Origin of the sequence: Methanogenium cariaci JCM 10550 (assembly GCF_001315945.1) — an archaeon.
Taxonomy (GTDB): Archaea; Halobacteriota; Methanomicrobia; order Methanomicrobiales; family Methanomicrobiaceae; genus Methanogenium; species Methanogenium cariaci.
Window position 1 is genome coordinate 1 of record NZ_BBBG01000029.1, and the last position, 23,685, is coordinate 23,685.

Sequence of the window (23,685 nt, forward strand, 5' to 3'; positions counted from 1 at the left end):
TTCTCTCCCGAACGATCCAGGGGGTGGGAGCTGCATGATCGCTGCTGTCGGGCCGCTCCTCTGTGTCCGGTATCTCCCCCCCCGCGTATGCTGGGTCTCGCTCTTGGGGTTCTCACCGCCGCCAGTTCCATCGGCCTTGCCGCCGGGCCTGCCATTGGTGGATTCCTGACCCATTTACTCTCCTGGCACTGGATATTTTTGATCAACATACCGATAGGTATTGTCGGCATTATCTACGCCCACATGGTCATCCCCCCCTGGATTATCCGGCAGAGGAGAAGACGCCATTTGATTTAGCCGGAGCAGTAACGCTGTTTGGTGCAATGGTCTTTGGCATCTTCGCACTTGAGGAAGTGGCCACCCTCGGCATAATGAACCCGGTGATTCTCGTCAGCGCAACATTCTGTCTGCTGTTTGTCACCGTCTTCATCATCCAGGAACTGAAGGCACAAGTACCCTTCATCAACATTCGAATCTTCAGTAAATGGCAGTTTTCGTCAGTCCTGACCGCATTTCTGCTGATCAATGTCCTGTTCATGGGAACACTCTACCTTCTGCCTTTCTATCTTTCCGCAGAGATGAAGTTTAATCTGGCAACGATCGGCATGTACCTCTTAATTCCCCCCCTTAATTACCGGCATCCTCAGTATCCCTTTTGCCCGCTTGTCAGATCGTTATGGTCGCAGATGGTTTGTCGTCGCTGCCTGCCTGTTGCTTATTGTATATAATAGCATATTTGCCGTACTGGTCCCCCCCGAAGCTGGAATTGTTCCTCTGCTCTTTGCCCTCATACTGATGGGAGCCGTCTTTGGGATTGCAGGGGGGGCCGCATCAAGCAGAATTATTGAGCTTGCTCCGGAGGGTGAAAAGGGGACGAGTTCCTCTCTGATGATCACATCGATGTACCTTGGCAGCGTAATCGGAACCGCTCTCTACGCAACGCTCTTCACCTTTGCCATCTCTTCCGGCGGCGTGGTGGCATTTGCCAGCCTTGACTCAGCGACTTTCCTGTCCGGGTTCCATTTCACGATGTCTGTCGGGCTGATTCTGTCGATGTTTCCGGTTATCCTCTCGGTCATTGTCAGAGATCCTAAAAAAATACCTGTGTGAATGAAAGGGGGGGTTGCCTTTGCCAGCCGTCCCCGGGCAGGAACGGACGTGGGGGGGAATGTGGTTACCTCCCAGCTTTTTTCCCGGCACCCGACGATGATTGATACTCTCTACCCCCCCTTTCATCCGTTGCTGTCTGATGTCACAGACAGGTATCCCGATGAAGTTCGATGATGATGGGACAAATAAGTGATTTAATTCCAAAAAACGGTTGGAATATGGAAGCGAAGTTTGTCAGTGATGAAACAGCAACAAAAATGGTGTTTTTGGCGTAAAATTACTACGCCCCGGCCGGGACTTGAACCCGGGTCGGAAGCTTCGGAGGCTCCCAGGATATCCACTACCCTACCGGGACCCGCTCTATAATGTTTATCTCTATGATATTAAGGGATTTCCCTCTGAAAAAGAGGGCCGAGAGAGATTTGGTGTGATTGTTGTCGTTTCAGTACTTCTTCTGGTGATAGAGCGCCCAAATCTTACAGGCACCTTCATGGCTGACCATGCATGGCCCGACCGGCTTTCTGGGGGTGCAGGCCTTTCCAAAGAGTTTGCAGTCAGAGGGATCTGCCACCCCCCCGCGAAGCACCCGGTCACAGATACAGGCAGAATGTTTCTCAACATGTTTGATTTCAATGCCGAATTTCTTCTGCGCATCATATGCGGCATACTTCTCTTTTAATCTGAGGCCGGAACCCGGAATGACGGGAAAGCCCCCCCGCCACTCCACATCGCATGTCTCAAAGACCTCATACATCATCTGCATCGCTTTCGGGTTGCCTTCGCGAGATACCGCACGCGGATATGCATTCTCAACCTCGGCCCGCCCCCCCTCTTTCACCTGTTTGACCAGCATTAAAAGGCCCAGCAGAATATCCTCCGGCTCGAACCCGCCGACAACCTGCGGCACGGGAAATTGCTCATACTCCTCGTATCCGGCAACCACACAGACGTGGCCGGGCAAAAGAAATCCGTCCAGTTTTGCCTCACCCTGTTCCAGAAGGTATTTCATTGCAGGCGGAACAAACCGGTGACAACTGAGAATACTGAAATTCTCCGGCGGTTCCTGCAGAATGGTGGCCGCGACCGTAGGTGCTGTCGTCTCAAATCCCACAGAGATAAAGACAACCTCCCGGTCTGTCTTCTCTGCTATCTCAACTGCCTTGTGTACACCCTGGACGACTCTGACATCGTTCTTCCCGTATTCTTCAAGAGAGCCCTTTGTGCCGGGCACACGGATTAGATCTCCGTAGGTTGCGATGATGCAGCCTTTTTCTGCGAGGTCAATGGCCGCATCAATCTCACCCTGAGGGGGGGTGATACACACCGGGCATCCGGGGGGGCCCATGACAATTTTCAGTCCATCCGGCAGAATACTTCGTAGTCCGGCATGGGCGATTGCGGCCTCATGCGTACCGCAGATGTGCATGAATGTATACGGCCTGTCCATCTCTTCGTTGAGCGCTTTGAGAATATCTGTTCCATCTGCCATATTAATCATTATTTTTATAGTTGCCTGCAAAAAAGATTATCTCACATGTCTGATATCCGGATTGCAGCGGGAATCATTCTCATCGGAATAATTGCAGCCTATATCGTCGCACGGGTGTTTAAATGGCTGCAGCATAGGGCCGATCTGACCGAATCCCGGTTTGATGATATTCTCATACTCTCGATTGGAAAACCCCCCCTTATTGCAGGAATATTGGTTTTTTCCTTTTTCCTTGCGATGGAATATGTTCCTGTCCCCCCCGAGGAATATGCATGGATTATTGAGGGAAAATTCCTGAATGCGGTGTACATATTTTTGGGTGCCTGGGTTGTCACGATATTTGTTGAAAATTTCATTAAGTTGTATGGACAGTGGCTCTCTGCCAAAACAGAGAGTGAACTTGATGACAAAATTATTGACATTCTTGAGATTGCCGCCCGGTATATTATCTGGTTTATCGCGATTCTCATTGTTCTGTCATACCTGCAGATTAATATCACTCCGCTCATTGCCGCAGGAGGTGTCTTTGGACTGGCTGTTGCCCTTGCAGCACAGGACCTGATATCGAATTTCTTTGGCGGCGCCCTCATTTTGGTTGACAAACCCTTTGTCATCGGTGACCGGATCAAAATTGACGGATATCTTGGTGATGTGGAGAGTGTCGGGCCGCGAAGCACGAGAATCAAGACCCTTGACTACCAGTTACTGACCATTCCCAATTCAAAAATCGCAAACAGTGTTGTCACCAATTATGCCATGCCGGATGTCAAACTAAAGGTAAAAATACCTGTTTCTGTTGCGTATGGGAGTGATATCCGCCAGGTAAAAGAGATCCTCCTGGAGATCTGCCGTGACGCAGCAGCGAAGACCCCATATATCCTGACCGCTCCCGCTCCCAATGTGTATCTCCTGGAATTCGGGGCGTCCAGCCTTGATTATATGATCGTTATCTGGGCGAAACGGTTCAACATGTCATGGGAAATTAAGGATCACATCAACTTTGAGATTGAACGTCGGTTTGCTGAGGAAGGAATTGAGATACCGTTCCCGCAGATGGACGTGCACATGCGGACGTAATCTCTATTCTTTTATTATTTCATCCACAAATGTGGCCAGCTGAATCATAAATCCAGGATCAATTCCGTTTTTGGCTGCAAAGAGCACGCCGTGGGTATCGGACAGCCGGATTTTATTTGTGAGGTAATGAATAAATTTTGAAATTCTCGCTGATGATACATAGATGAGCATGGTACTGATTGAATCAAGCATGATGCAGAGATCTTCATCCTCTAATTTATCCATCGCCCGGGTAAGTGCAATGCCCATCTCCGTGAGATCTCCCGGGTTACGGATAAATATGGTGTTTTCATTATCCCCTTCATCTTTCCCCCCCAGTGCATAATTCGTTATGGCATCGATAAAAAAACTTTCCCTGCATCAATCTCAGCACGGGAGTACATCTTTAAAAGAATCATTGATGGCTGGTTTGTGGTGATCATAATCACATGATATCCGTCATTGACAATACTCTTAACCGCCTCTGTGCTCACGTTTTTAAGAAAATGGGCATCAGACAGAATAAGTGTAATCTGCGCTGATGTCGGGTCCCCCGGGATTTATCACCAACTGTCTGCTCCTCTACTGGATATTATCCGGCGCGATCTCTTCTTCAATCTCTTTGAAGTGGCCGATTACCGCCTGTGAGAGTTCTCTGAGATTATGAATAATTTGTAACAGTGCTTTCTGCTGCACCTGCAGTTCTATCAGGATATCTTCATCTTCATATTCTCCCTCTCCGATTCGTTCAATCAGGGAGGCAATGTTTCCTTCCACCAGTTCTGTGGGATGGTTCAGGCGCATCGTTGCTTCGGATATATATCCCTTCATTGTCTGCTGGAGAGACTGTTCCCGTGTCAGATCCCTGATGATAGCAGAGATGCCATCGACCGTCCCGTCCTCACCTGATATGGGTGAAAATGCAATGCCAACGGTAATCCGTTGTTCTGTTTTCGTAAGGCATATTATATTACCGTTGAAATACTGCCCTTTTGAAACATTCCTGAGAACAGATGTAATGAACGTTTTTTTATCATCCGGTATGTGCCGGGAAAATGGTTTGCCGATACTTTCTGCCTCCCCCATACCCGAACAGATCCTCTGCAGCGCTGTTCCATGTAAGGATTGAGCCATCCGGCTGATGCCAATGATTGCATCGTGCGATGAGTTGACGATTTCACTGAGGAGCAGTGCGTCATTTTCACTCTGCCGGGTGTGAGTTACGTCTGTACCGGTTGTTACGTAGAATAATGGAGTTGTATTGGTCTCAGGAATTCGTTCAACTGTCCAGGACATATAACGAATGTGTCCGTTTTTTGTTTTTATTTTTGTTTCATAATGGATGAATTTATTTTCTTTTTCTCTGAATGAATCCCTGACACGGGCAATTATTTCCCGGTAGGTGTTGTCAGGGTATGCTACTCTGAACGCTGTTGCCACATCAGGTATTTCATCATGAGAGTACCCGGTGATGATCTCTGCTGCACGGTTCCACAAGAATATTTTTCCAGAGTCATCACTACAGAAAACGACCAAGTGGTCATTATTCAGGATGATCTGCGGGAGGATGTCCTGCAGATATCTGGTATGACCGGTATATGGTATTCCTTCATTTTCTTTCATTATACCTCTTCCGAATCAGTGATATTCATATAATATTTAAATACATAATGACATTCTCTATTATATAAATGTGGGATCACTATAGGCAATGTATACTGGGTGTATTTCAAATGAAAATATTTTGTGCATCTGCCTGCGGTGAGGGAATCAGTTTAGTATATATGTTTCACAATATTCCAGTATGACGGGAATCTCGACTTCATGTCTGCACGACAGACCACTTGAAGATGCACTTGAAATTCTTTCGGGAATGACTGATTTTGTGGAGATTATGGATGATGGCCCCCCCATTACTGTCATTCTGCAGAGATTCCCGGTCAGTTTTCTTTCCGATATTCTCTTCATGCACCCTCGCGGGGAGTCAATATTGCAAGCACTCTTGAACCAATTCGCCGTGCAAGTGTTGAGGTAATCTCAGAAGCCTTTACAATCGCTGGTGAACTGAATGCAAAGGTTGTCATCCATCCGGGGTATTCTGCATGGACGGAGGGAAAGGAATTATCACTTCTGGCCCTCCGTCGTTCCCTCACTGAAATCGGGACTGCAGCTGATGACTCCGGTGTCACATTTTTTGTTGAAAATATGCCCAAATGGCCGTATTTTTTCTTCTGCACCCCCCCGAAGACTACCCGTATTTTGATGACGGCAACATCTGTCTGGATGTCGGGCATGCATTTTTGTCCGGGGGGCCCTTGATTCATTTCTGGGTCTGCCGTTTGCGCATTGCCATATCCATGATAACGATGGAACAGAGGACAGTCACTCTCCTGTGGGAAGTGGCGATATTGACTGGAAGAACGTGCTGAGTATCCTGAAGCAGAGAAAAGTGGAGCCGGTGCTTGAGGTGCGATCGCTTGATGCAGTTGAATCCAGTTTTGCCGTACTTAAATTTTTTGATTTTGAATCGTGATTTTGTGGCAAAATGTCCGCATTTCTGCGCACAGAGGTATTTTCGACCCTTCATCTGGGTTGGGAATACCTGTTTCTGAGAACAATTTCAATACTGTTTTATAGGTATGAAATCGACCTTGTAATACAATCTGATGATTGGTGCCTCAGTGGCTTAGTGGTATAGCGCGTCCTTGGTAAGGACGAGGTCGCGAGTTCAACTCTCGCCTGAGGCTTGCTTTCCTTTTATAAACTATTTTTAAATCCTGCTTAGAAAAATGAATGTCATTTTTATAGTCCGGTGTTGTATGTTTTGATATGGCCGGTAAGAAGAACCCCCCCAGGTTTCACTCATCAGATAGCAGTTATGCAGAGTATCGGAAGAGATGCATAACCACGGGGGGGGTGAGTAGTGGGAAGATTACTGAACGGGATGCAGACCTGATAACAAATTTTGTTCTTGAGAATGGTTCCGGGTGTTCTCCAGGGCGTAAATACAAGATGACACATACCCTTGTGAGTGCCCGGCAATTCGTACCAGCATATGAAAACCTGACTCTATCTGATCTTCTGGAAGGTATCGATTCTATCAAGACTGATAAGAAGCCGGATGGTTCTGACCTCTTCACCAGGAACACACAGATTGATTATATCAGGGCAGTGAAACGCTTTGTTCTGTGGTTGGTGGATGAAGGGATTATTGATATTCCGGAAAAGAAGATCCGGAGCACCGTTAAGACACCTGCATATCGGTCAACAAAGACAAATGAAGAAATGTTGACTGAAGAGGAGATCCGGAATATGCTTGAAGAGTGTACAAATGCACGGGACCGGCTCTTATTTCCATGCTCTATGAAGGTGCTTTCAGGCTGGGTGAAATTGCAGATATGAAATGGTCTCAGATTACGTTTAATGACTGGTCTGCTCAGGTTGTTATAGCCGGGGGGGAGAGCAAGACAGGGATTAACCGGTATGTTCCTCTTGTCTCTTCCCGGCAATACCTCGCAGTATGGAAAGATCATTATTATACCATATCAAAGACTGACAAATTCCGGGAGAAATATCCGGAAGGAATGACACAGGATTCCTTTCTGTTTCTCACAAACAACAGATACCAGCCATTGCATTACAACAACACTGCAAAGCATATCCGGTTGATTGCTACACGTGCAGGCGTCACAAAACATGTTACACCCCATATATTCAGACATTCCAGAATAACCCATATGCTTCAGCAGGGGGGGTGAATGAATCAATCATTAAACTGATAGCATGGGGGGGCATCAGGATACCGATATGTTGGCCACCTATGGTCATTTGTGTGATCGGGATACTGATAAGGCCATGGCAGAACTGGCAGGTATAAAACTTGAATCCACACGGACCAAGAAGAAGACGCTTGAACCTCTTCAGTGTTCACGCTGTCAGTTCATCAATTCTCCGACCTCACGGTTCTGTAATAATTGCGGTCTGGAACTGTCAAAAGAAGCCATCGATGAAGTAAATATCGCAAAACAACAGGCCGAGATGTTACCGGAATACAAATTAATCATGAAAGAATTTGAAGAGAAAATAAAAAATATTCAGTTTTCAGAGGGATGATATCTCATTAGAAATAAAATCATTCACCTTTTGGTAGTATTCGTTTTTGTTTTTTAGATAATCAGTCACAAACGAATTTAGCCAGGTGTTGTATTTCACTATCTGGATTGTATTTTTATGCACTTTTTCTAATTCATTCGGGAAGTTTTGGTATTCCGGTTCAAATAACAAATGCTGAATGAATTTTGATTCGATATATTTTTCTGTTGAATTTTGAATAAATGGCGATGTTATGTTTGAATCATCGGTGATAATCGATTCACCCGAATTGAGTATCGCAGCCTGATTTATTGATATTTTCCGTAATCCATACTCCTGTGCAGCATGCATAAGAGAAATGTAGCACTGACTTTTCCAATTTCCCCAATTTGAGAAATTATATCTGCAAAGATCCTCTTCGGCCACTTTTTCACGGAATTTTTGTTCTGATACCAGCAAATCCCAGTTTGAAAATAAATTTGGGCAAAATTGGCACCAAACTTTCAAAATATTTTCAATTTTCGCCATTATTTTTTCAGAATCGGAAAGAGATGATTTTCCTGTAAAATCACAAAATACCGCAGCCAAATATTGAAAAAATCCCTCTTCTGTGAATTCGAGAATTTTTTTCTTTTTGTTTTCTGATTCACGTTCCTGTTCCCGAATGATTTTATGAGTCGGACTCTTTAATTGAACAACAACCCGGTGCAGGTTTTGATACTCTTTTGATCTTAATGTTTTTACCTTCCGAATATCGGATAGGGAAGCCGGACCGGTTTTTGCCAATTCATCAAGAATTTGTCTATCTATTCCTGATTTACTTATGCCCAGTGTGCCGGTAAATGTATAATTCCGCGCCATGGTATTTCCTACCCATTTTGTTAATCATAAAAACCTGTTTTTATGATTACTATCTATCATTGTGTTGATACTATTTATAAAATGATTCATCAAAAAATGATTACAATCGGCAGATTTATTAATCATTTTGATGATTATAACGTATGGTACAGAATGAAGAGGTCTATGGAGTGATGACCTGTTTTAAAAATTCTGCATCGTTGTGTCTAACTGTTCCAGTAGGAGCATGTAGGACACACAAAATACGCCCAGGAGATAAATTCCTGTGTCGTGTAGATGCAGATTCGATTCTGAAATTTGAAAAAGTAGGTCAGCAGGGGGGGAAACATCATCACACGCCCCCCTGCTGATAACACAGCAACCCAAAATCAGATGAATGATGGAGGGATAACCGGTGAATAGTCATTCTGTTCTTAAAGATAATGTAGATTTCTATAATCCTGCTCACGAACAAAAAACAGAGATTAAGAAATTCCGCATTAAGAGGGACGTTCTGGAAAACCTAGAAGGATTACACCGACTCGCAGCAGAACAGGCCATAAGGTCCGGAAAGTGGATTTTGGTTGAAAATGTTAGGGGGGGTGCTTGAATGCAAACAAGAGCGGGCTGGGCTGTCTGGAGTGTTGCCCTATGACTGGATGTATTGCAGATGTGGATGTTCCCGTTAAAGTGGGGGGGCAAATACGCCGAGGGATTAATCGGTCTATGATTATTCTTCAGAATGGGGGGGAACAGAACGAACGGTTCATTCTTGAAAAGCATGAACAAAGTGATCTGATCCGGTTCCGGAACACCGTAAATCTCAATCCATACGGTAAAATATCTCCCGAACGGTCCGGTATTGTCCAGATCATTATTCCTGGTAAAGAGATGTTCTTTGTTTATTATCGGGCTCTGTGGTCCGTGATCAATCCACAAGGAAAAGCGATATCAGCACCGATCTATTCAGAACCGAAGGGCTGGGGGGGCGTTGAATATGGATACTGATCTTGACAGCACTTTTGAAGGTATTTATTCCTGTACCATGCAGGAGAATCCCCGGCAATTCATCACCGAAGTTATAACGGATTTGTTTTTTGAGAATCAAACCAAACAGGAAATATTTTATGATGTTCAGGGGGGGTTGTATCCTGGAAAATTCCCAAACGAAGAGATCGACCAAATTATAAAAACGGTGTTTGAATCTAACACATCAGAACAAACCGATTTTCATTTAACAGATGTGGGAAACTCTGAACGGTTCATTAAAGAACACGGGAATAACCTCCTGTTTTGTTCCGGAATAAAACTAAAAGTTCGTGGTTTATGTGGACCGGGAAAGTATGGAAAGAGGTAGGAGAGGATTCCCTTATGGGTTACGCAACAAAGACCGCCAAAAAGCTTTATGCTGAGGCAGCACTTCCAAATGCTCCACCTGGTTTAGGAAAGTGGGCCGTTTCGTCTGAATCTCATAAGGGCCGTCAGTATATGATCCGGGGGGGGCTGGGTTCCATGTAGAATTTGATCGCGCTGATTTCGATACCAAAGGATACCTCTTGAACCTTGAAAATGGGACCTATGACCTTGAACAATTTATTTTAAAAAAGCATGAGAGAGAGGATCACCTTACCAAAAAGACATCACTTGAATTTAACGAAGAGAAAATATGCCCGTTTTGGGAAGATCACCTTTTAACCGTGTTTAATGGTGATGTTGATACGGTTCGATATTTTCAGGAGATATGTGGTTATTCTCTCCTGCAGTATAACCCCCCCGAACAGGTAATGTTTATTTTATGGGGGGGAGAGGGAAAGAACGGAAAAAGCGAAACAATGAAAGTTTTGAGAAAGATTCATGGAGAATATGGCGTTAATATTGAATCTGAATCTCTTGCATCTTCACGGAAAAACACCGAAGCAAGACCAAGGCCGGATATTGTACGTTTAAAGGGTGCTCGTCTGGTGACAGTCACCGAACCGGATAAGGACGTCTATCTCTCTGAAGGGTTGGTTAAGACATTCACCGGGGGGGACGATACAATGACAGCGCGGGGGGGACTTCATCAGGACCAGATCGAATTTAAACCGGGTGGGAAAATCTTCCTAGCAACAAATCATAACCCTAAGTTTTCCGCCGGGGGGAAACGGGATATACCGAAGAGTAAAGAAGATTCCGTTCACGGTTGAAATTCCAGAGAACAAGAGGAAAGCAGATTACGGTGATTTCCTTTTTGATAATGAAGGGGGGCTGGGATATTTAACTGGATGTTGGAAGGATTAAAACGGTATAGAGATAGGGGGGGCAAATTGCTTGAATCTTCCAGCGTTACCAATGCAACATTAAACTTTAGAATGGAAAGTTCCCCGATCGGTGATTTCCTGATCCAAGATTGCGTTTTAACGTTGAATCCTGACGACATTTTAGGAAGGGCCGATATTACCGATAAATATACTATGTTCTGTGATGAATGGGGAATACCTGTTGAAAAGAGAGTATCACAAAAGAGAATTGCCTACTTTCTTCAAGCGTTGGGAGTAGTAAATGGTCCTAAGGTTCATGGATATAGATCATGGAAAGGGCTGCGGTTTAAGACTCCGGAAGAGAGAGAGAGAGAAGAACAAACCGGAGAAAGACAAACTATTCTTTAATTAATCCTATTTTTTTAGCTATTTTCGTTTTAATGTGCCCCCCCTAATGATTTCAATGTGCCCCCCCAAATTAAAGACCATTTCAAGGTTTTTTTAAGAAAGAATGGATATAATTAGTTTTAATTTTTTTATTCAGGATTGGGGGCACTTATGTACCTAATTTCTCTAGATCACGTCACCCGCGAGTAAAAGGTTTTTTACTGCCCCCGAAGTGATTCTCTCATGAAAATAAAAAAGTACAGGTGATAAAAGAAGAAATAAACCCCCCCTGAAATGTGTTTGATTTTGGGGCACTTCTAAATTATTGGGGGGGCACTTTGACATATTTCATCATAATTCTGATCTTTTCACAGTCACAGAGTGATGATCCTTCCTGAGGTTGCTTCCTGGTATTCCTTCCTGAGGTTTCCCGGTGGTTCCCTGCAGTCATCAATATATTTTATCCCAGCCCTCAGGTTATCCAGGGAGGATCCTTCCTGATGTGGTCCGGTGATGATCCTTCCTGATTTATCGCATCCATAATTATCATAGATAATAGAAAAATCAATTTAAGCCATATAGGACCCCCCCTCAGTTTTAATTTACTATTCCGATATAGAATATCATAGACGCACCGGAGATAATGCAACACCGGGACAATATGGCGGAGTTTATCCTATGGTATCACTTTTTATCATAATATCCGGTCACATTATAGAAAATTATGTGGTTTTACGGTAAAAGTGCATAATTCCCGGTTCACCAGGAAGGAAAAACCGGTTAAAATATTCAAAAATGGAAGCGTACCAAATGTTTATTATGTAGTTTAGCCTTAACTACATAATAATGAATGTGATTATCTGTTTATGGAGGCCCCCCCACAATGACAATATTCCAGCCATCTGATCTTGTCGGTGCTGAAGTACTCCACGTTGTACCCTCAAAGAGAAACAAAGAGGAGATAGAAATGATACTTTTACGCACAAATAACCATATTTTGGCAGAGGTTTGCCTTACACCAGGGGATAAGAAAACAGCTATATATGCCGTTAAGCCTTCATTCTGATTAATTATGGAACCGTTACGTCCGATAATGAAAGGTGGAGTGCGTATATTACGCCCCCCCACGAATACGAACAAATCAAACAGGCAATCCCGAAACAGGATCACCGGACGATATTAGACACCCTCCTGTATACGGGAATGCGCTATGTCGAGATGGAACGATTCAGAGATAATCAGAACTGGTATGATCACAACACAGGAACAATTTATTTGCCGAAAGAAGCCAGCCGGAAAGGCGAACGCACATTAAAAGACCGGTATGTGTATCTTTCAGCACAGGGACAGGTCATAATTCCGTATTTCTTTCATATCAACCGGGACATTACGAACGGGAAAATATGGTCCTTGAATGTCAAACGATGGGCGCGTAATTCTGGGATGAATGATATTGGTATCAGCGCAAAAACAACTCGGAAAACATGGGAATCATGGTTATGCGTAACCTATCCAACGATGATACCCCCCCTTATTGCAATGAGCCAGGGACATACAGTATTCACAGCCATAACACATTATCTAAATCTTCCATTCACAACGGAAGAACGAGACACAATCAGAGGATATACAACCGGATGGGCGGGAGCTGAACAAAAGTAAAGTAGGGTAATGATGGTCCCGGTGAGTGAGGGTAATCAGTTCACCAGGACCGGAGCCCACAAGGGATTAACCACAATGGACACAACCAGTCTGTTATCATACCATAAATAGGGATTGAAAGGAATCAGACTGGTTATAATGTTCGTGTGACATCCCGCCCGGTATAACACGTGAGAACAACGCAACAACAACGCAACAACACATCCATACAATAAGCTAGCACTCCATACCCTTTCCCCCTTTATGCTGTTTCTTGGTGGGATCAGCATTCCTTTCTTTCCTATTGCAGTATTGTTATTGTAGAATCCACAACGTCGAAAGGTTTTGCTTTTTTTGTTTCCAAGGTTAATTTTAGAGTTGGACGCGTGCGCAATTTATAGCCCTCTCTCTCTTCTCGTTGTGTTCATGATCAACCCCCCCCGGACTCTACCGGATGAAAGGAGAGTGCGCAGTGCTTGGATCATAATTTTATCCTTGGTAGTTTGATTGTCGGGGGTTTTTGGGATTTTTATCTTCAGTTTTGGTGGTTTTCCAAAAATAACAGATGGTACGGGGGTTTTTCACATACCAGTCTTTTTTAGTCTTTTTAGTCATCATCTTAATCGCCTTGGCCTTCTGCCTCTGTTGTAGACGTATCTTCGAAGGATGTTTGCCAATACCCCCCCGAGAGATAAATGCCGAGTAACTATTGCCATAGGATATTTCTGAAGAACCAGTTTCTGAAGAACCAGTTTCTGAAGAACCAGTTTCTGAAGAACCAGTTTCTGAAGAACCAGTTTCTGAAGAACCAGTTTTTGAAGAACCAGTTTTTGAAGAACCAGTTTTTGAAGAACCAGTTTTTGAAGAACCAGTTTCTGAAGAACCAGTTTTTGAAGAACCAATTTCAGACAAAAATGCTGCTAATGATCGTTCTGGGTAATGGAATGATGAACACGAAGAGGCAATTGTCGAACTGAGTGTATTAAATCCACTGATATATGGTGCTGGTTCAAATACCTCCGAACCGGAACTTCCTTTTTTTGATGAAAAACGTCTTAAGCCACTGTCTTTGATCCCCCCCGATTTTGTTTTCCCTATTGCCTCGAATTCATATATTGGGACCCGGCGCCCTCCTCTTACCTTAGTATAGAATTGTGATCCTTTGAATTCAACAATATTCCCCCCCTCTGGTAAAACAGCCTCATATTCTGCTTTTGTGTTGGGGAAATACGCTTTGCCGGTTTCTGCGTTTGTGTTTAGATAATCATTAATTCCTTTGTATGCTTGCTTATTGCTCGCACCATGTGCTTTCAGATTTGTTGTTTGTCGTGACAAATTCTCAGGGATAGGTTCAAACGTTTTCACGGTTGTCCTTAGGAGTGATGGACTTTTTATGGATGGGAAATCAAACCCTATAAATTTAGGCGACTGCCCCCCCCGCTTTGGTAAAATATGTTAGAGCAGCAGGGGGGGCACCATACATCCCCCCCGATTTCCGATGAGCCTCCACCTATTGTGGCTTTTTTTCCAAGAGGTACATCAGGTTTCATGCGATTCTCCCATGCGGTCCACATTTGAGGAATTCCGGGTGTGTCTGTGGGTAAACGTGACGTTTTGACAGTATGGGGGACATTTGTGTTTAAAGTGCCACCCATCCGGAGGGGTGGCGGGACTAATTTACTTTCAGTGAATGATTTATGCAGGGAGTGGGTTGTAGGTTTTCCCAGAGGATACCCGTGGTTTACATCAAATCCAATATCGGTAACAGGGATGTATGTTTTCCCGGTCGTACGAACTAACCTGCCGGTTCTTCCCATACCTCCACGGATACCTTTTGTAATCAAACCTAATCCAGCCAATTCTCCGGCAAATTCTGCCGGGCGCTCGGTTGAACCCTTATAAAGGGTTTGGGCCTGCAACCCCCCCAGACCAGCGAGAACATATCCCGGAAGATCCCCCCCGGCAACTTTCGAGGATCGTTCAATCCCGGCAGGTAACATGCCTGCAATCTCCGTTAAAACTGCGGGGGGGCTTTTCGTAACTCCTTTAATAAACTCTATTTCGTATTTATGGGAGAACTCATGCCCAGGCAGAACGGGGGGGATTTCCGTAATAGAGAATCTACCTTTGAAACAATGTTTTGATCCCACCAGTCTGCTTTCTCTTTGGCCCCCTTCATAAAACGGATAAAACTGGCTTTTTTGTGTTGGATGTTGAGGATTCTTTACCTTATCATACCCTAAGAGAGCATACATCCCCCCCGACGAATAGAGATGTTTTTCTTCTTTTCCGAGCTGTTGGCTTTCAACCTGAAGGTCGTTGTAATCACTTTTTAAATTGAAAAGATCCAGACGAGTGGAAGAGTTTGGATCGAAATCCGAAGCTTTTTTATTAAACTCTATAACCCTTGAGTTGTGTGAATCCAGGCGGGAGAGGAAATTTCCCTGTCTTTCCCCCCCTGTGACATCACCCATAAAATCCTGAATGAATTCTCCTAAAGGATCATTTTTATGAGTCTTGAGGGGGGGCACCGTCTTGTTTTTGCTCTCGGTGGTGGCGTTCGTTATTTGCCTTGCGTCTCTGGTTAGTAGTGTGGTTTTCCTTTCTTTTTGGTCGGTTTGTGTCAGCCTGTGATGGAACAGTGCCCATTGCCGCAGGTGGTTTCATGGCAGGGGGGGCATTTGTTTGAGGATTGTCTGGTGCATATGGTGCAGAGGGCCACTTCGATTTGCGTGCAGATCCCGGATAAAATTTCATTTCATATGTCCTCAAAAACTGATTAATGGGGGGGACAGGCACTACCCTGATATTCCCTGCTGTGATGCTGCCAGCTAAAAATGTTCCAATCATAATTATATACCACCTGATTAACCTCCTGAAATATTTTGTGTATTCATTTGCGTACGGATTACATTACAATCGGTGATCTTTTGTAATTCATTAATGTGATGATAAATGCGAAATAATTATGTTTGTGGATAATATTGGCACGACAAAAACACAACGGAATAAGAAGGGGGGGCGCCGGAATTATGGCCGGACTATTCAAGTGGCAGGACAGGAGAAACTAACCGTTTATAATGCCTCAATAGAGAAATGAACAGAAATACAGGAAGAACACAGGCGCGCTATAATACACCTAATAAGAGAGGATGGATTATACCACACTAAAAGAGATAATGCCTTCACGCGGCAATATCAAGACCGTTTCTCCTAAGTTGTTGGCTTTTTCTGAGGATCCTTCCTAAGGTTTACAGTATCGCGTCATTTGGGTTACGATCCTCGTCTGATGTGGTCCTACAGTCACAATAAAAAATAATGGTCGGTACTTTTATGGTATTTTATGATTACCACTAATTATCATGAAAACGGATAATAACGGTTACATAACAGAAGGGTATCTCAAAATACATGGTATGCCCCTTAAATTCAAATTAGCCCTTCAAAAGAACACGCTTATTGTTACGAATTACCAAAGCAAAACACGGATGGAATACACGGTTCAAACATTACCCCCCTGGTGGGTTTCGGATGTTTTTAATATTCTTAAATTTGCTTGGACTATCAAAACGAAATGAAGAAACAGCTAAGGACCTGGAATATATGGGAATCGATCCGGAAGTGAGAGAGCAGCTCATTAACACGATCACCCGCCATTATACCCGTCAGAGTAAGAATTTTAAAAGGTATTTGCAGATCACGCAACTTGCAAAACAACGATAGAATCCTATAAATACTCATAATATATTTTTATTATAACAATTTTGTTTAATATCTGGTAAATATGGAAACTATATATACTAGAACGTCATATTCTGATGTGGTCTTTTTGTTTTTTGGGCTTCATTGAATGGTGATGTACACCTTTTAGCATCACCAATACTCCTTTATCTACTCTGATGTATGCATGGTTCATGCGGCACCCTCACATTTTTTAAGAAGAACGCGTCAATATAATATTATTCTGAACCATGGATATTCTCGCTAATTACTGGGATTCTTATATTTGTCTTTTATTAAGCAGGATTTTAGGATTAGAACGCTAAATAGTCCCGCCTGAGGCTTTCTATTTATATTTCGTTTTTCTCTTTGTTTTGTTCTATCATCTGTATAGATCCTGATCCTATAGGAATGCCGCGAAAGAAAACATTTGTACGTGGAAAAATCGGGTAGGGTGAATATTGGAAACGGGGTTCCTGCTTCATCCCCCCCGTTTTTTGTCATCCATTCTCCATCCTTTGTGACCCCCCCCATATTGGGAAATCGAAGGGCAAATCGAACGTATTTTTCGCACTTGTTTATTTCCAGGAAAATACGGCAATAATGCCATTTATTTGCTAAAATGACTGTTAATTGCGAACTATTTAGGGGTCGTTATTGTCCGATTTTTAGAGAGGATGTATGGGTTGTCTCCGGCTGAGATCGGCCTGTTCTGGGCTTCTGTGTGGACACGTTTTTTCCGGCCTCAGACCATTTTAGGGGTTATTTATACGTTGCTTAACCAGATGCAGAGATTTTTGTCTAAAGTGACGGGAATCGTACACTACTGTCGCAGGAGTGAGCAAACAGCATATCCGGAATATTCCATTCCGATGCCAGCACAGTAATTCCTCCCCCCCGTTTCATTCTTTCAATAATAGGAGAAGAACAATCATCACCCGAATCACTGATCATATGTGGCGTGGTCACTTGGTGAATATATCAGAATATAGGTTTCCGTTGTAATACTCTGGTTTGAGGAACTCTTTCTGCTGTGTTCATCCCTGCACATGATAGGGGCGGGTATAAATGGAGGTCGTTTGTGATGTTGATTATGTATCATCTCCTTTCTGTACTTCCAATAATACAGTCTTTGATCTCTCCCTGTGGTATAAATTAATTTCTGAATTTAAGAAAAACATTTTTAGTCTATAAGGATATATTTTGAAACTATAAACGAAGGGATGGATATGCCAGATAACAAATATCTCAAATTTTTTTGCATAATATGTATCGTGTTGCTGATTATACCGGCAGTTCAGGCAGATCAGGCCTTCAACATTTCAAAAATTGATTCTCCTGATACGGTCTCGATGGACTATTCAGAAACCCCCCCTCTCGGTACCACCGATGCATTTACGGGTTTTGTGCAATATCTCATTGATCTGGCAACGGAACTGATTGAGTTCATCACGAGTATATTTGCTATGCTCGGCATGGAAGATGACCCACAGGTGGATAATCTGATGACTGAACTGAACCAGAGCAGGGATCTGATCAAACCATGATCTGGTTGGGACAATTGGCTTTGTAGAACCGGCCATGAGTCGTGTATGGCTGAGTTATACCGGCTGAACCATTGTTCCGGGTAACTTCTCTATTTTTTCAGTGTGGATGACGCGTGCCACCCCCCCCATAGAGTGGGTGGATTCGCTGCCCTAGTCAGGGGGGGTTGAAAGGCGACGTAGTGATTTTCTCCAGATACTGTGGGTGGTTGTGTGCATACGCTACACCCCCCCGGATTCAGAAAAATTCCTGATTTACTGAGAGCAGACATCTACGTTGAGGAGTGGAGGAATATCAGGAACCAAAAACCACCCGGCTCTATTATAAATGATCGGGTATAGGTTAGGATTTAGATAAGGGGGGGGAAGAGAAAGTGAAAATAATTGCCGAACCAAGGATTGATACTATCTCTATGCCGGAAAATGTGCGAATCGGGCTTATGCTCCGGGAACAGCGCGGTTCATGTTCATTGAGGGGGCTGTAACGAAGAGTTCTTCGGGTTTGCATTCGGCCAGTCTCCCTTCCCGATTCCAAAGATAATATCCGATGCACTTGCTGCACATGCTGCCAAGGGTCATTACTCAGATGCAACGGGGGGGATTCCAGAGGTAAGAGAAGCGATTTCCGGATTTTATCATCGGCACTTCGGCATTGATACGGATGCAGACCGGGTGATCGTGGGAAATGGTTCTAAAGAGCTCATGTTTTTGATCTTTTCCATGATCAGCGGATCGGTAATCCTCCCCCTCTCCGTCGTGGATTGGCTATTCACCCCAGTTACGGTTTCTTGGAAAACCGCACCACCTGCTCCCGACACGATCTGAAAATGACTACAAAATTGACCCAACCGATCTTGAAGCCTTACTTACCACCCTGACAGACGGGCAGCATATTCTGCTCCTGAACAATCCCAACAATCCAACAGGGGGCAGTCTATTCACGGGATGAACTGATGCGGATTGCAGAAGTATGCCGAACAAACGGTGCACTGGTGCTTGCGGATGAAATCTATGCCCTCACGACCTATGATATTGAAACATTTGTATCGATGGGTACGCTCTATCCAGAAGGAACATTTGTGACCGGAGGTTTGTCCAAGGATCGTTCTGCGGCCGGTTATCGGTTTGGGGCCTGTATCCTGCCTTCAGAATCTTCTGATAAGATCTACTCGGATTTTGCCAAGACTGCAGCAACCCTGTATACCAACATCACAACACCGGTTCAGTACGCAGCAATTACTGCATATTCCCCCCCTGATCCGGCTATTGACAGGTATCTTAAAGAGACCCGTGACATTCACCGGATGATGGGAGGATATTTCAGCCGTGTTTTCTCTTCTGTTGAGGGAATATCCACCACCAAACCACATGGTGCATTCTATTTCCTTGCAGACCTGAATGAACTGAAACTTCTCTTGGAGAAAAAAGGAATCGTATCGTCCAACAACCTCCAGAAAGCCCTGCTCGCACATCCCTGGCATGTGGCCACAGTTACCGGGGGATGCCATCATGATGCCGGAAAACAATTTTTCAGCCCGTATCGCATTCGTCGATTATGATGGGAGTCAGGCAATGAAACTGTATGAGAAGTCCCGGCCCCGAACATATGAAGAGTGCAACCATTTTGTTGAGACTGCTGCCCCCCCACGGATGGTTCAGGGTGTCGGGACGGTAAAGAGATTTATTGAAAGTCTTTGAGTGAGGAGGCTACAAAACCAAAATATTATTGTCCTCCATAAAATTGATATTGGTAAAAATGCAGGGTAATATTCTGGTTAATTGAGTATCATATTTTATAGATCAGTATCTGAATGGGTTTCATTACCCTTTGCTGCATTTGTATATCTCTTAAAGAAAGCACGAATATTTTCCGCCTCGATATTTCCAATATTAAGTTGTCGGATTATGGTATCAATCTCATTTGCCTGTTCTTTTATTTGATCAGCCATCTCGACATTTTCGAGATCAGTAATGCCGATGATTACCTGCAGTGGGTTTCTGATCTGGTCATTAAGCTCTGCAATATGTTCTACCTTTACCAGAAGTTCACTGATGTTTTTAAGAAGTTCCCTGAATTTTTGTTCACTTTCCTGAAGCGCCTGTATTGACTTACGATATTCTGTGATATCTTCAAGGATAATGGTAATTCCTGGTGAACCGTCTGCAAAAACTGTTGGAATGATTTTCATTTTAAAGAACAGTTCTTCTGTATCTTTCAGTATCCGGATCTCTTCTGCTACTTCCTCTCCTCCCAGGGCCTGATCGATTTTTGGCTGCAGGTCTACCTCTGTGTTGAAGGGGGGGAGAAGAACATCCTGAATGTTTTTATCGATAATTTCTTCATTCTTGCGATCAAGCAGGGAGATGATATTGCTGTTTACCTGTACAATTTTCAGAGTATTATTCAGGACAATTACATAATCTGAAGAGAAATCCATCATTGCAGATATCGGCACCCGGTGCGAGATGAAGTAAACCTTGGACTGCCCATAGGTTTCCATATCGACCTCGCCGGACGTCCGCATGATGTCCAGATAATGTCCAACAGTAATCCTGTTCATCCCGATTATTTCTGTAATCTGCGTAACTGACATACCCCCCCGTGGATTCTGCTTCAGAATCTCAAGAATCTTAGTTAGTCCTCTATGATTCTCTGTCATAATTATGTGATATACTGTCCTTATGACATATAATGATTTATGCTATGATCTATCATAGCTGATTGTCAAACCGACGTATCTATACTGAGTTGCATTACTTCATGCAGGTTTGATTTTCCGCGGTCACACTCAGGTATTGGAAAATTCAGTCTGATTTTTACGGCATATATATTTTCCATATTTTTTGGAAATCCAGACATTGCTACTGCCGGATAATGGATACACTACGGGTTAGATTGGGTGATGGAAAGATACTCCGGGTGAATCCCTGATCTGACAGTGATATATTACCTGACATACTCATCACCAATCCATAGAATATTTGTAACATCACCCGTTTGATCAAACATTTTTTCCAGATTCCATGTTAGATTAACTGGTTCACCAATCTGAGACACAAAAGGCACTGAAATTTCCATGTGTTCATCTTTCGAATCATTTGCAATATACTGCTGAATATCCTTGGTTTCAAACGGTGAGTCTGAGGGAATGAAAGCTTCAATATCTTTTCCGATAATGGGAGTACCTTCTCCAATAATTTCTGAAATTTTTGAATTTGCACGGATGATGGTTCCTTTTATGTCGATTGCTAATACCGGCCGGTTTGGGTTTTTTCCACATACGGATGCAAACACCTCATTTTGTTTCCGGACATCGAGGATATGGTTATTTTTAATAGTTTCAAAGATTGTTCTGAGATTTTTTTGCGATTCTTTTGACTGTGCATTACCCTCTTTTTCTTCCGGGTCTGCAATGAGAGTATTTTTGGCCAGTTCTTTTTCATACCAACATCTCTGAAGAACAACTGATGCCTGGTTTACAAAAATCTCGATGATCGATCTGATCTCATCGTTAATGCAGTTCGGTACGGCAAAGGAGATGCTTCCAAACAGTCTGTTATCCCTTGATATCCCTATCATATAGCATTCATAGAGATCCAGAACGTCATTAATAGTCTTACAGACATCTTCTGAAAAGTTCTTCAGAAAAAGGTCATACATGCCTCCGGGCATGTGCATTAGCCCGTTAGAAATAAGGTACGGGCGATAGTCTTCAGAAATTTTGAAGTTCTTATCCAAGACCTTCTGGTTAAGCATAGTGCTCAGCATATTTTCATATCCTTCAATTTCCCCCCCTTTTATTGATTTGATATGTAATGTTCCTGAATTTTCATCATATAAATTGACCAATGCCAGACCTCCGGGAAGAAGCGAAATGAGTTCAGAAGAAATATAATCATATATCTGTTCATTGTGCTGTAGATTGGCAAAGTTCATGGCAGACCGGGAAATAAATTCAAGATTTTTGATATGGGTTTTTTCTTTGATCTCGCTCTGTTTTCTGGCTGTATTGTCAGTGCCTACTGCAAAAATCCCTGTGGGGGGGCGACCCTCAGTATCCATAATAGAGCTGTTTGTCCAGGAGACCCATTTTTTCTCTCCATTCCAGGCAATGTATTCATTCTCTGTAATTCTGAAACAGGTTGGATTTTCAAGGATATCTTCAATAATGTCGCTAAATATGCGAATATTTTCCACTGAACCGGAACATATGGTATCTAATACATTTTTGTTGATCAGTTCTCCCTTTTGATATCCGAGCAGTTTTTCCCCCCCAAATTCATTGATAAACAGAATATTTCCTGTCATATCCGTTTTCATGACTATTGCGCCTGTTTTTTCAATTAAATCCAGATATTTTTCATCACTGTTTAGTAATTCCGTTTCCATTTTTTTTCTGTGTGTCACATCCTGTATTGATTCAACGGCACCGACGACATTTCCCTCTTCATCATACAATCCTGTTGCTTTCACCCAGAGATATGCCCCCCCTTTTTGATTGCAGATGTGAGATGACCAGATCTCAGCATTAAGTGAATCTCCCTCTTTCCAGATATTTTCAGACAGGTCGTACGGTGTCATGTCGTGAGATATTACATAGTCAATGAGCATTTGCCGTTTTTCACCATAAAATGGGATTGAATAGAGACAGTCCCCCATACCAATAATTTCATTCTTAGGCACTCCGGTCAGTTCTTCCATTGCCCTGTTCCATGCAATGACTTCAGAATCGCCATTAATTACAAAGGTGGCTTCAGGTAAAAAATCGACAATATCAGTTAATCGGGAAATTGTGCTGGTTAGATCGGACTCATATTCTTCCCTACCGGTAATATCCCTTCTGACGACAGCAATTTTCTACATCCCCCCCATCTGAATTCAGGATGGGCGAAAACGAAAAGTCAAATGTCCTGTTATCAGTTTCATCCACAAATGAATCCGATTTTTTTGAAACGATGATTTCAGATGTAATATTCCTGATGTTTCCTGCGATGTTTTCCGGAATAAAATCATGGATACTTCTGCCGGTAATTGATTTTATATCCATTGTGTCATCTGCACAATAGTCCCTGATGTATTTACAAGACGATTTATTCAGTGACAATATACAGCCATTTAAATCAATCAGGAATGAATTATCATTTGTTGAATTCAGGAGAAATTGTGTATTTTCCTCATTACGTTTCAGGGCCTCTTTTGCCAGTTTTGCATCGGTAATGTATCTCCCGACGAACTGGAACTCATGAATTCCCCCTTCGGCATCAAATATTGGAGAGATGCTACTTTCTATCCACTTGGGTTTTCCACTTTGTTGATGGATACGAAATTCAACATTTTTTGATTGTTTTTCAGCATCTGACTGATTTATGCATGCCTGAATCCGTTCTTTATCAACCGGATATATGTCCAGTGACTCCATTGTTTTTCCTATAATCATATCTTTTTGAATGTTGAAATGATTGCAGAATGCTTCGTTAACATAATTTATCGAGTGATCCTTCGAAATTCGGCAGATTAGTTCCTGCTGACCCTCAACAATATTCAGATACCTGTTTTCACTTAATT

General features: G+C 43.2%; 25 protein-coding genes, 2 tRNA genes and 1 pseudogene. 19 read left to right on the forward strand and 9 right to left on the reverse strand.

Annotation, left to right across the window (positions count from 1 at the left end; genetic code table 11):
• The 4 genes from JCM10550_RS25430 to JCM10550_RS19290 form a co-directional block, all read left to right on the forward strand.
• On the forward strand, positions 1-297 hold a 297-nt coding region (locus tag JCM10550_RS25430; RefSeq protein WP_157200352.1), incomplete at its 5' end, for an MFS transporter.
• Positions 298-323: 26 nt separating this feature from the next.
• Entirely contained in the window at positions 324-728 is a 405-nt protein-coding gene (locus tag JCM10550_RS15440) for a hypothetical protein (protein WP_062400434.1), read from the forward strand.
• A complete protein-coding gene (locus tag JCM10550_RS15445) occupies positions 712-1,110 on the forward strand; it encodes a hypothetical protein (RefSeq protein WP_062400436.1) in 399 nt (132 codons plus the stop codon). The genes JCM10550_RS15440 and JCM10550_RS15445 overlap by 17 nt, the downstream gene beginning before the upstream one ends.
• A complete protein-coding gene (locus JCM10550_RS19290) occupies positions 1,111-1,284 on the forward strand; it encodes a hypothetical protein (protein WP_157200353.1) in 174 nt (57 codons plus the stop codon).
• A gap of 109 nt (positions 1,285-1,393) precedes the next feature.
• On the opposite strand, the gene JCM10550_RS15450 is transcribed toward JCM10550_RS19290, so the two are convergent.
• Both JCM10550_RS15450 and hypD read right to left on the reverse strand, forming a co-directional pair.
• Positions 1,394-1,465: transfer RNA gene (locus JCM10550_RS15450), tRNA-Arg, on the reverse strand.
• An 87-nt stretch (positions 1,466-1,552) separates the two neighbouring features.
• Positions 1,553-2,599, reverse strand: a complete 1,047-nt coding sequence (gene hypD, locus JCM10550_RS15455; protein WP_062400474.1) for a hydrogenase formation protein HypD — start codon at positions 2,597-2,599, stop codon at positions 1,553-1,555.
• A 45-nt stretch (positions 2,600-2,644) separates the two neighbouring features.
• On the opposite strand from hypD, the gene JCM10550_RS15460 reads away from it, so the two are divergent.
• On the forward strand, positions 2,645-3,676 hold the full coding sequence (locus JCM10550_RS15460) for a mechanosensitive ion channel family protein (protein ID WP_062400438.1): 1,032 nt from the start codon (positions 2,645-2,647) through the stop codon (positions 3,674-3,676).
• Between the two features lie 3 nt (positions 3,677-3,679).
• Here the strand turns inward: JCM10550_RS15460 and JCM10550_RS15465 are convergent, their stop codons facing one another.
• Together JCM10550_RS15465 and JCM10550_RS15470 are read right to left on the reverse strand one after the other, a co-directional pair.
• A complete protein-coding gene (locus JCM10550_RS15465) occupies positions 3,680-3,925 on the reverse strand; it encodes a hypothetical protein (RefSeq protein ID WP_062400440.1) in 246 nt (81 codons plus the stop codon).
• Positions 3,926-4,237: 312 nt separating this feature from the next.
• Positions 4,238-5,278: a PAS domain S-box protein gene (locus JCM10550_RS15470; protein ID WP_062400442.1), complete on the reverse strand. Its 1,041-nt coding sequence runs from the start codon at positions 5,276-5,278 to the stop codon at positions 4,238-4,240.
• Positions 5,279-5,644: 366 nt separating this feature from the next.
• On the opposite strand from JCM10550_RS15470, the gene JCM10550_RS23815 reads away from it, so the two are divergent.
• The 6 genes from JCM10550_RS23815 to JCM10550_RS15495 all read left to right on the forward strand — a co-directional run bounded on the left by JCM10550_RS23815 (position 5,645) and on the right by JCM10550_RS15495 (position 7,768).
• Positions 5,645-5,974: a TIM barrel protein gene (locus JCM10550_RS23815; protein ID WP_245619377.1), complete on the forward strand. Its 330-nt coding sequence runs from the start codon at positions 5,645-5,647 to the stop codon at positions 5,972-5,974.
• 73 nt (positions 5,975-6,047) lie between these two features.
• Complete coding sequence (locus tag JCM10550_RS23820; protein ID WP_245619376.1) at positions 6,048-6,188, forward strand: hypothetical protein; 141 nt, start codon at positions 6,048-6,050, stop codon at positions 6,186-6,188.
• Positions 6,189-6,330: 142 nt separating this feature from the next.
• Positions 6,331-6,402: transfer RNA gene (locus tag JCM10550_RS15480), tRNA-Thr, on the forward strand.
• A 169-nt stretch (positions 6,403-6,571) separates the two neighbouring features.
• Positions 6,572-7,057 carry a hypothetical protein gene (locus JCM10550_RS15485; RefSeq protein ID WP_157200354.1) on the forward strand — a complete coding sequence of 162 codons (486 nt, stop codon included), beginning with the start codon at positions 6,572-6,574 and terminating at the stop codon, positions 7,055-7,057.
• Positions 7,054-7,413 carry a tyrosine-type recombinase/integrase gene (locus JCM10550_RS15490; RefSeq protein ID WP_062400447.1) on the forward strand — a complete coding sequence of 120 codons (360 nt, stop codon included), beginning with the start codon at positions 7,054-7,056 and terminating at the stop codon, positions 7,411-7,413. Before JCM10550_RS15485 ends, JCM10550_RS15490 begins: the two co-directional genes overlap by 4 nt.
• Before the next feature lie 97 nt (positions 7,414-7,510).
• The gene (locus JCM10550_RS15495) at positions 7,511-7,768 is read left to right on the forward strand and encodes a hypothetical protein (protein WP_157200355.1); all 258 of its coding nucleotides are present in this window, start codon (positions 7,511-7,513) and stop codon (positions 7,766-7,768) included.
• Here JCM10550_RS15495 and JCM10550_RS15500 read toward each other — a convergent pair.
• The gene (locus JCM10550_RS15500; RefSeq protein WP_157200356.1) at positions 7,757-8,608 is read right to left on the reverse strand and encodes a hypothetical protein; all 852 of its coding nucleotides are present in this window, start codon (positions 8,606-8,608) and stop codon (positions 7,757-7,759) included. The genes JCM10550_RS15495 and JCM10550_RS15500 overlap by 12 nt on opposite strands.
• 394 nt (positions 8,609-9,002) lie before the next feature.
• On the opposite strand from JCM10550_RS15500, the gene JCM10550_RS15505 reads away from it, so the two are divergent.
• The 6 genes and pseudogenes from JCM10550_RS15505 (at position 9,003) to JCM10550_RS20990 (ending at position 12,280) form a co-directional block, all read left to right on the forward strand.
• On the forward strand, positions 9,003-9,197 hold the full coding sequence (locus tag JCM10550_RS15505) for a hypothetical protein (protein ID WP_062400453.1): 195 nt from the start codon (positions 9,003-9,005) through the stop codon (positions 9,195-9,197).
• Complete coding sequence (locus JCM10550_RS15510; protein ID WP_218185265.1) at positions 9,194-9,595, forward strand: hypothetical protein; 402 nt, start codon at positions 9,194-9,196, stop codon at positions 9,593-9,595. Before JCM10550_RS15505 ends, JCM10550_RS15510 begins: the two co-directional genes overlap by 4 nt.
• On the forward strand, positions 9,585-9,944 hold the full coding sequence (locus JCM10550_RS15515) for a hypothetical protein (RefSeq protein WP_062400456.1): 360 nt from the start codon (positions 9,585-9,587) through the stop codon (positions 9,942-9,944). Before JCM10550_RS15510 ends, JCM10550_RS15515 begins: the two co-directional genes overlap by 11 nt.
• A 178-nt stretch (positions 9,945-10,122) precedes the next feature.
• Positions 10,123-10,773 (forward strand): annotated as a pseudogene (locus JCM10550_RS15520) (phage/plasmid primase, P4 family); the annotation flags it as partial.
• 78 nt (positions 10,774-10,851) lie between these two features.
• Entirely contained in the window at positions 10,852-11,235 is a 384-nt protein-coding gene (locus tag JCM10550_RS15525) for a hypothetical protein (RefSeq protein WP_062400460.1), read from the forward strand.
• 862 nt (positions 11,236-12,097) lie between these two features.
• Positions 12,098-12,280: a hypothetical protein gene (locus tag JCM10550_RS20990; RefSeq protein WP_218185266.1), complete on the forward strand. Its 183-nt coding sequence runs from the start codon at positions 12,098-12,100 to the stop codon at positions 12,278-12,280.
• A 1,064-nt stretch (positions 12,281-13,344) separates the two neighbouring features.
• On the opposite strand, the gene JCM10550_RS19295 is transcribed toward JCM10550_RS20990, so the two are convergent.
• Entirely contained in the window at positions 13,345-14,220 is an 876-nt protein-coding gene (locus JCM10550_RS19295) for a hypothetical protein (protein ID WP_157200357.1), read from the reverse strand.
• Positions 14,221-17,849: 3,629 nt separating this feature from the next.
• Between JCM10550_RS19295 and JCM10550_RS19300 the strand changes: the two genes are divergently transcribed.
• Positions 17,850-18,122: a hypothetical protein gene (locus JCM10550_RS19300; protein WP_218185267.1), complete on the forward strand. Its 273-nt coding sequence runs from the start codon at positions 17,850-17,852 to the stop codon at positions 18,120-18,122.
• A 914-nt stretch (positions 18,123-19,036) separates the two neighbouring features.
• The gene (locus JCM10550_RS17660; RefSeq protein ID WP_281175441.1) at positions 19,037-19,678 is read left to right on the forward strand and encodes an aminotransferase class I/II-fold pyridoxal phosphate-dependent enzyme; all 642 of its coding nucleotides are present in this window, start codon (positions 19,037-19,039) and stop codon (positions 19,676-19,678) included.
• Positions 19,679-19,912: 234 nt separating this feature from the next.
• Here the strand turns inward: JCM10550_RS17660 and JCM10550_RS15560 are convergent, their stop codons facing one another.
• The 3 genes from JCM10550_RS15560 to JCM10550_RS15570 form a co-directional block, all read right to left on the reverse strand.
• Positions 19,913-20,620, reverse strand: coding sequence for a PAS domain-containing protein (locus JCM10550_RS15560; protein ID WP_172673939.1), 708 nt, complete (start codon positions 20,618-20,620; stop codon positions 19,913-19,915).
• 446 nt (positions 20,621-21,066) lie between these two features.
• Entirely contained in the window at positions 21,067-22,893 is a 1,827-nt protein-coding gene (locus JCM10550_RS15565; protein ID WP_281175442.1) for a PAS domain S-box protein, read from the reverse strand.
• A 49-nt stretch (positions 22,894-22,942) separates the two neighbouring features.
• On the reverse strand, positions 22,943-23,685 hold a 743-nt coding region (locus tag JCM10550_RS15570), incomplete at its 5' end, for a PAS domain-containing protein (protein ID WP_157200359.1).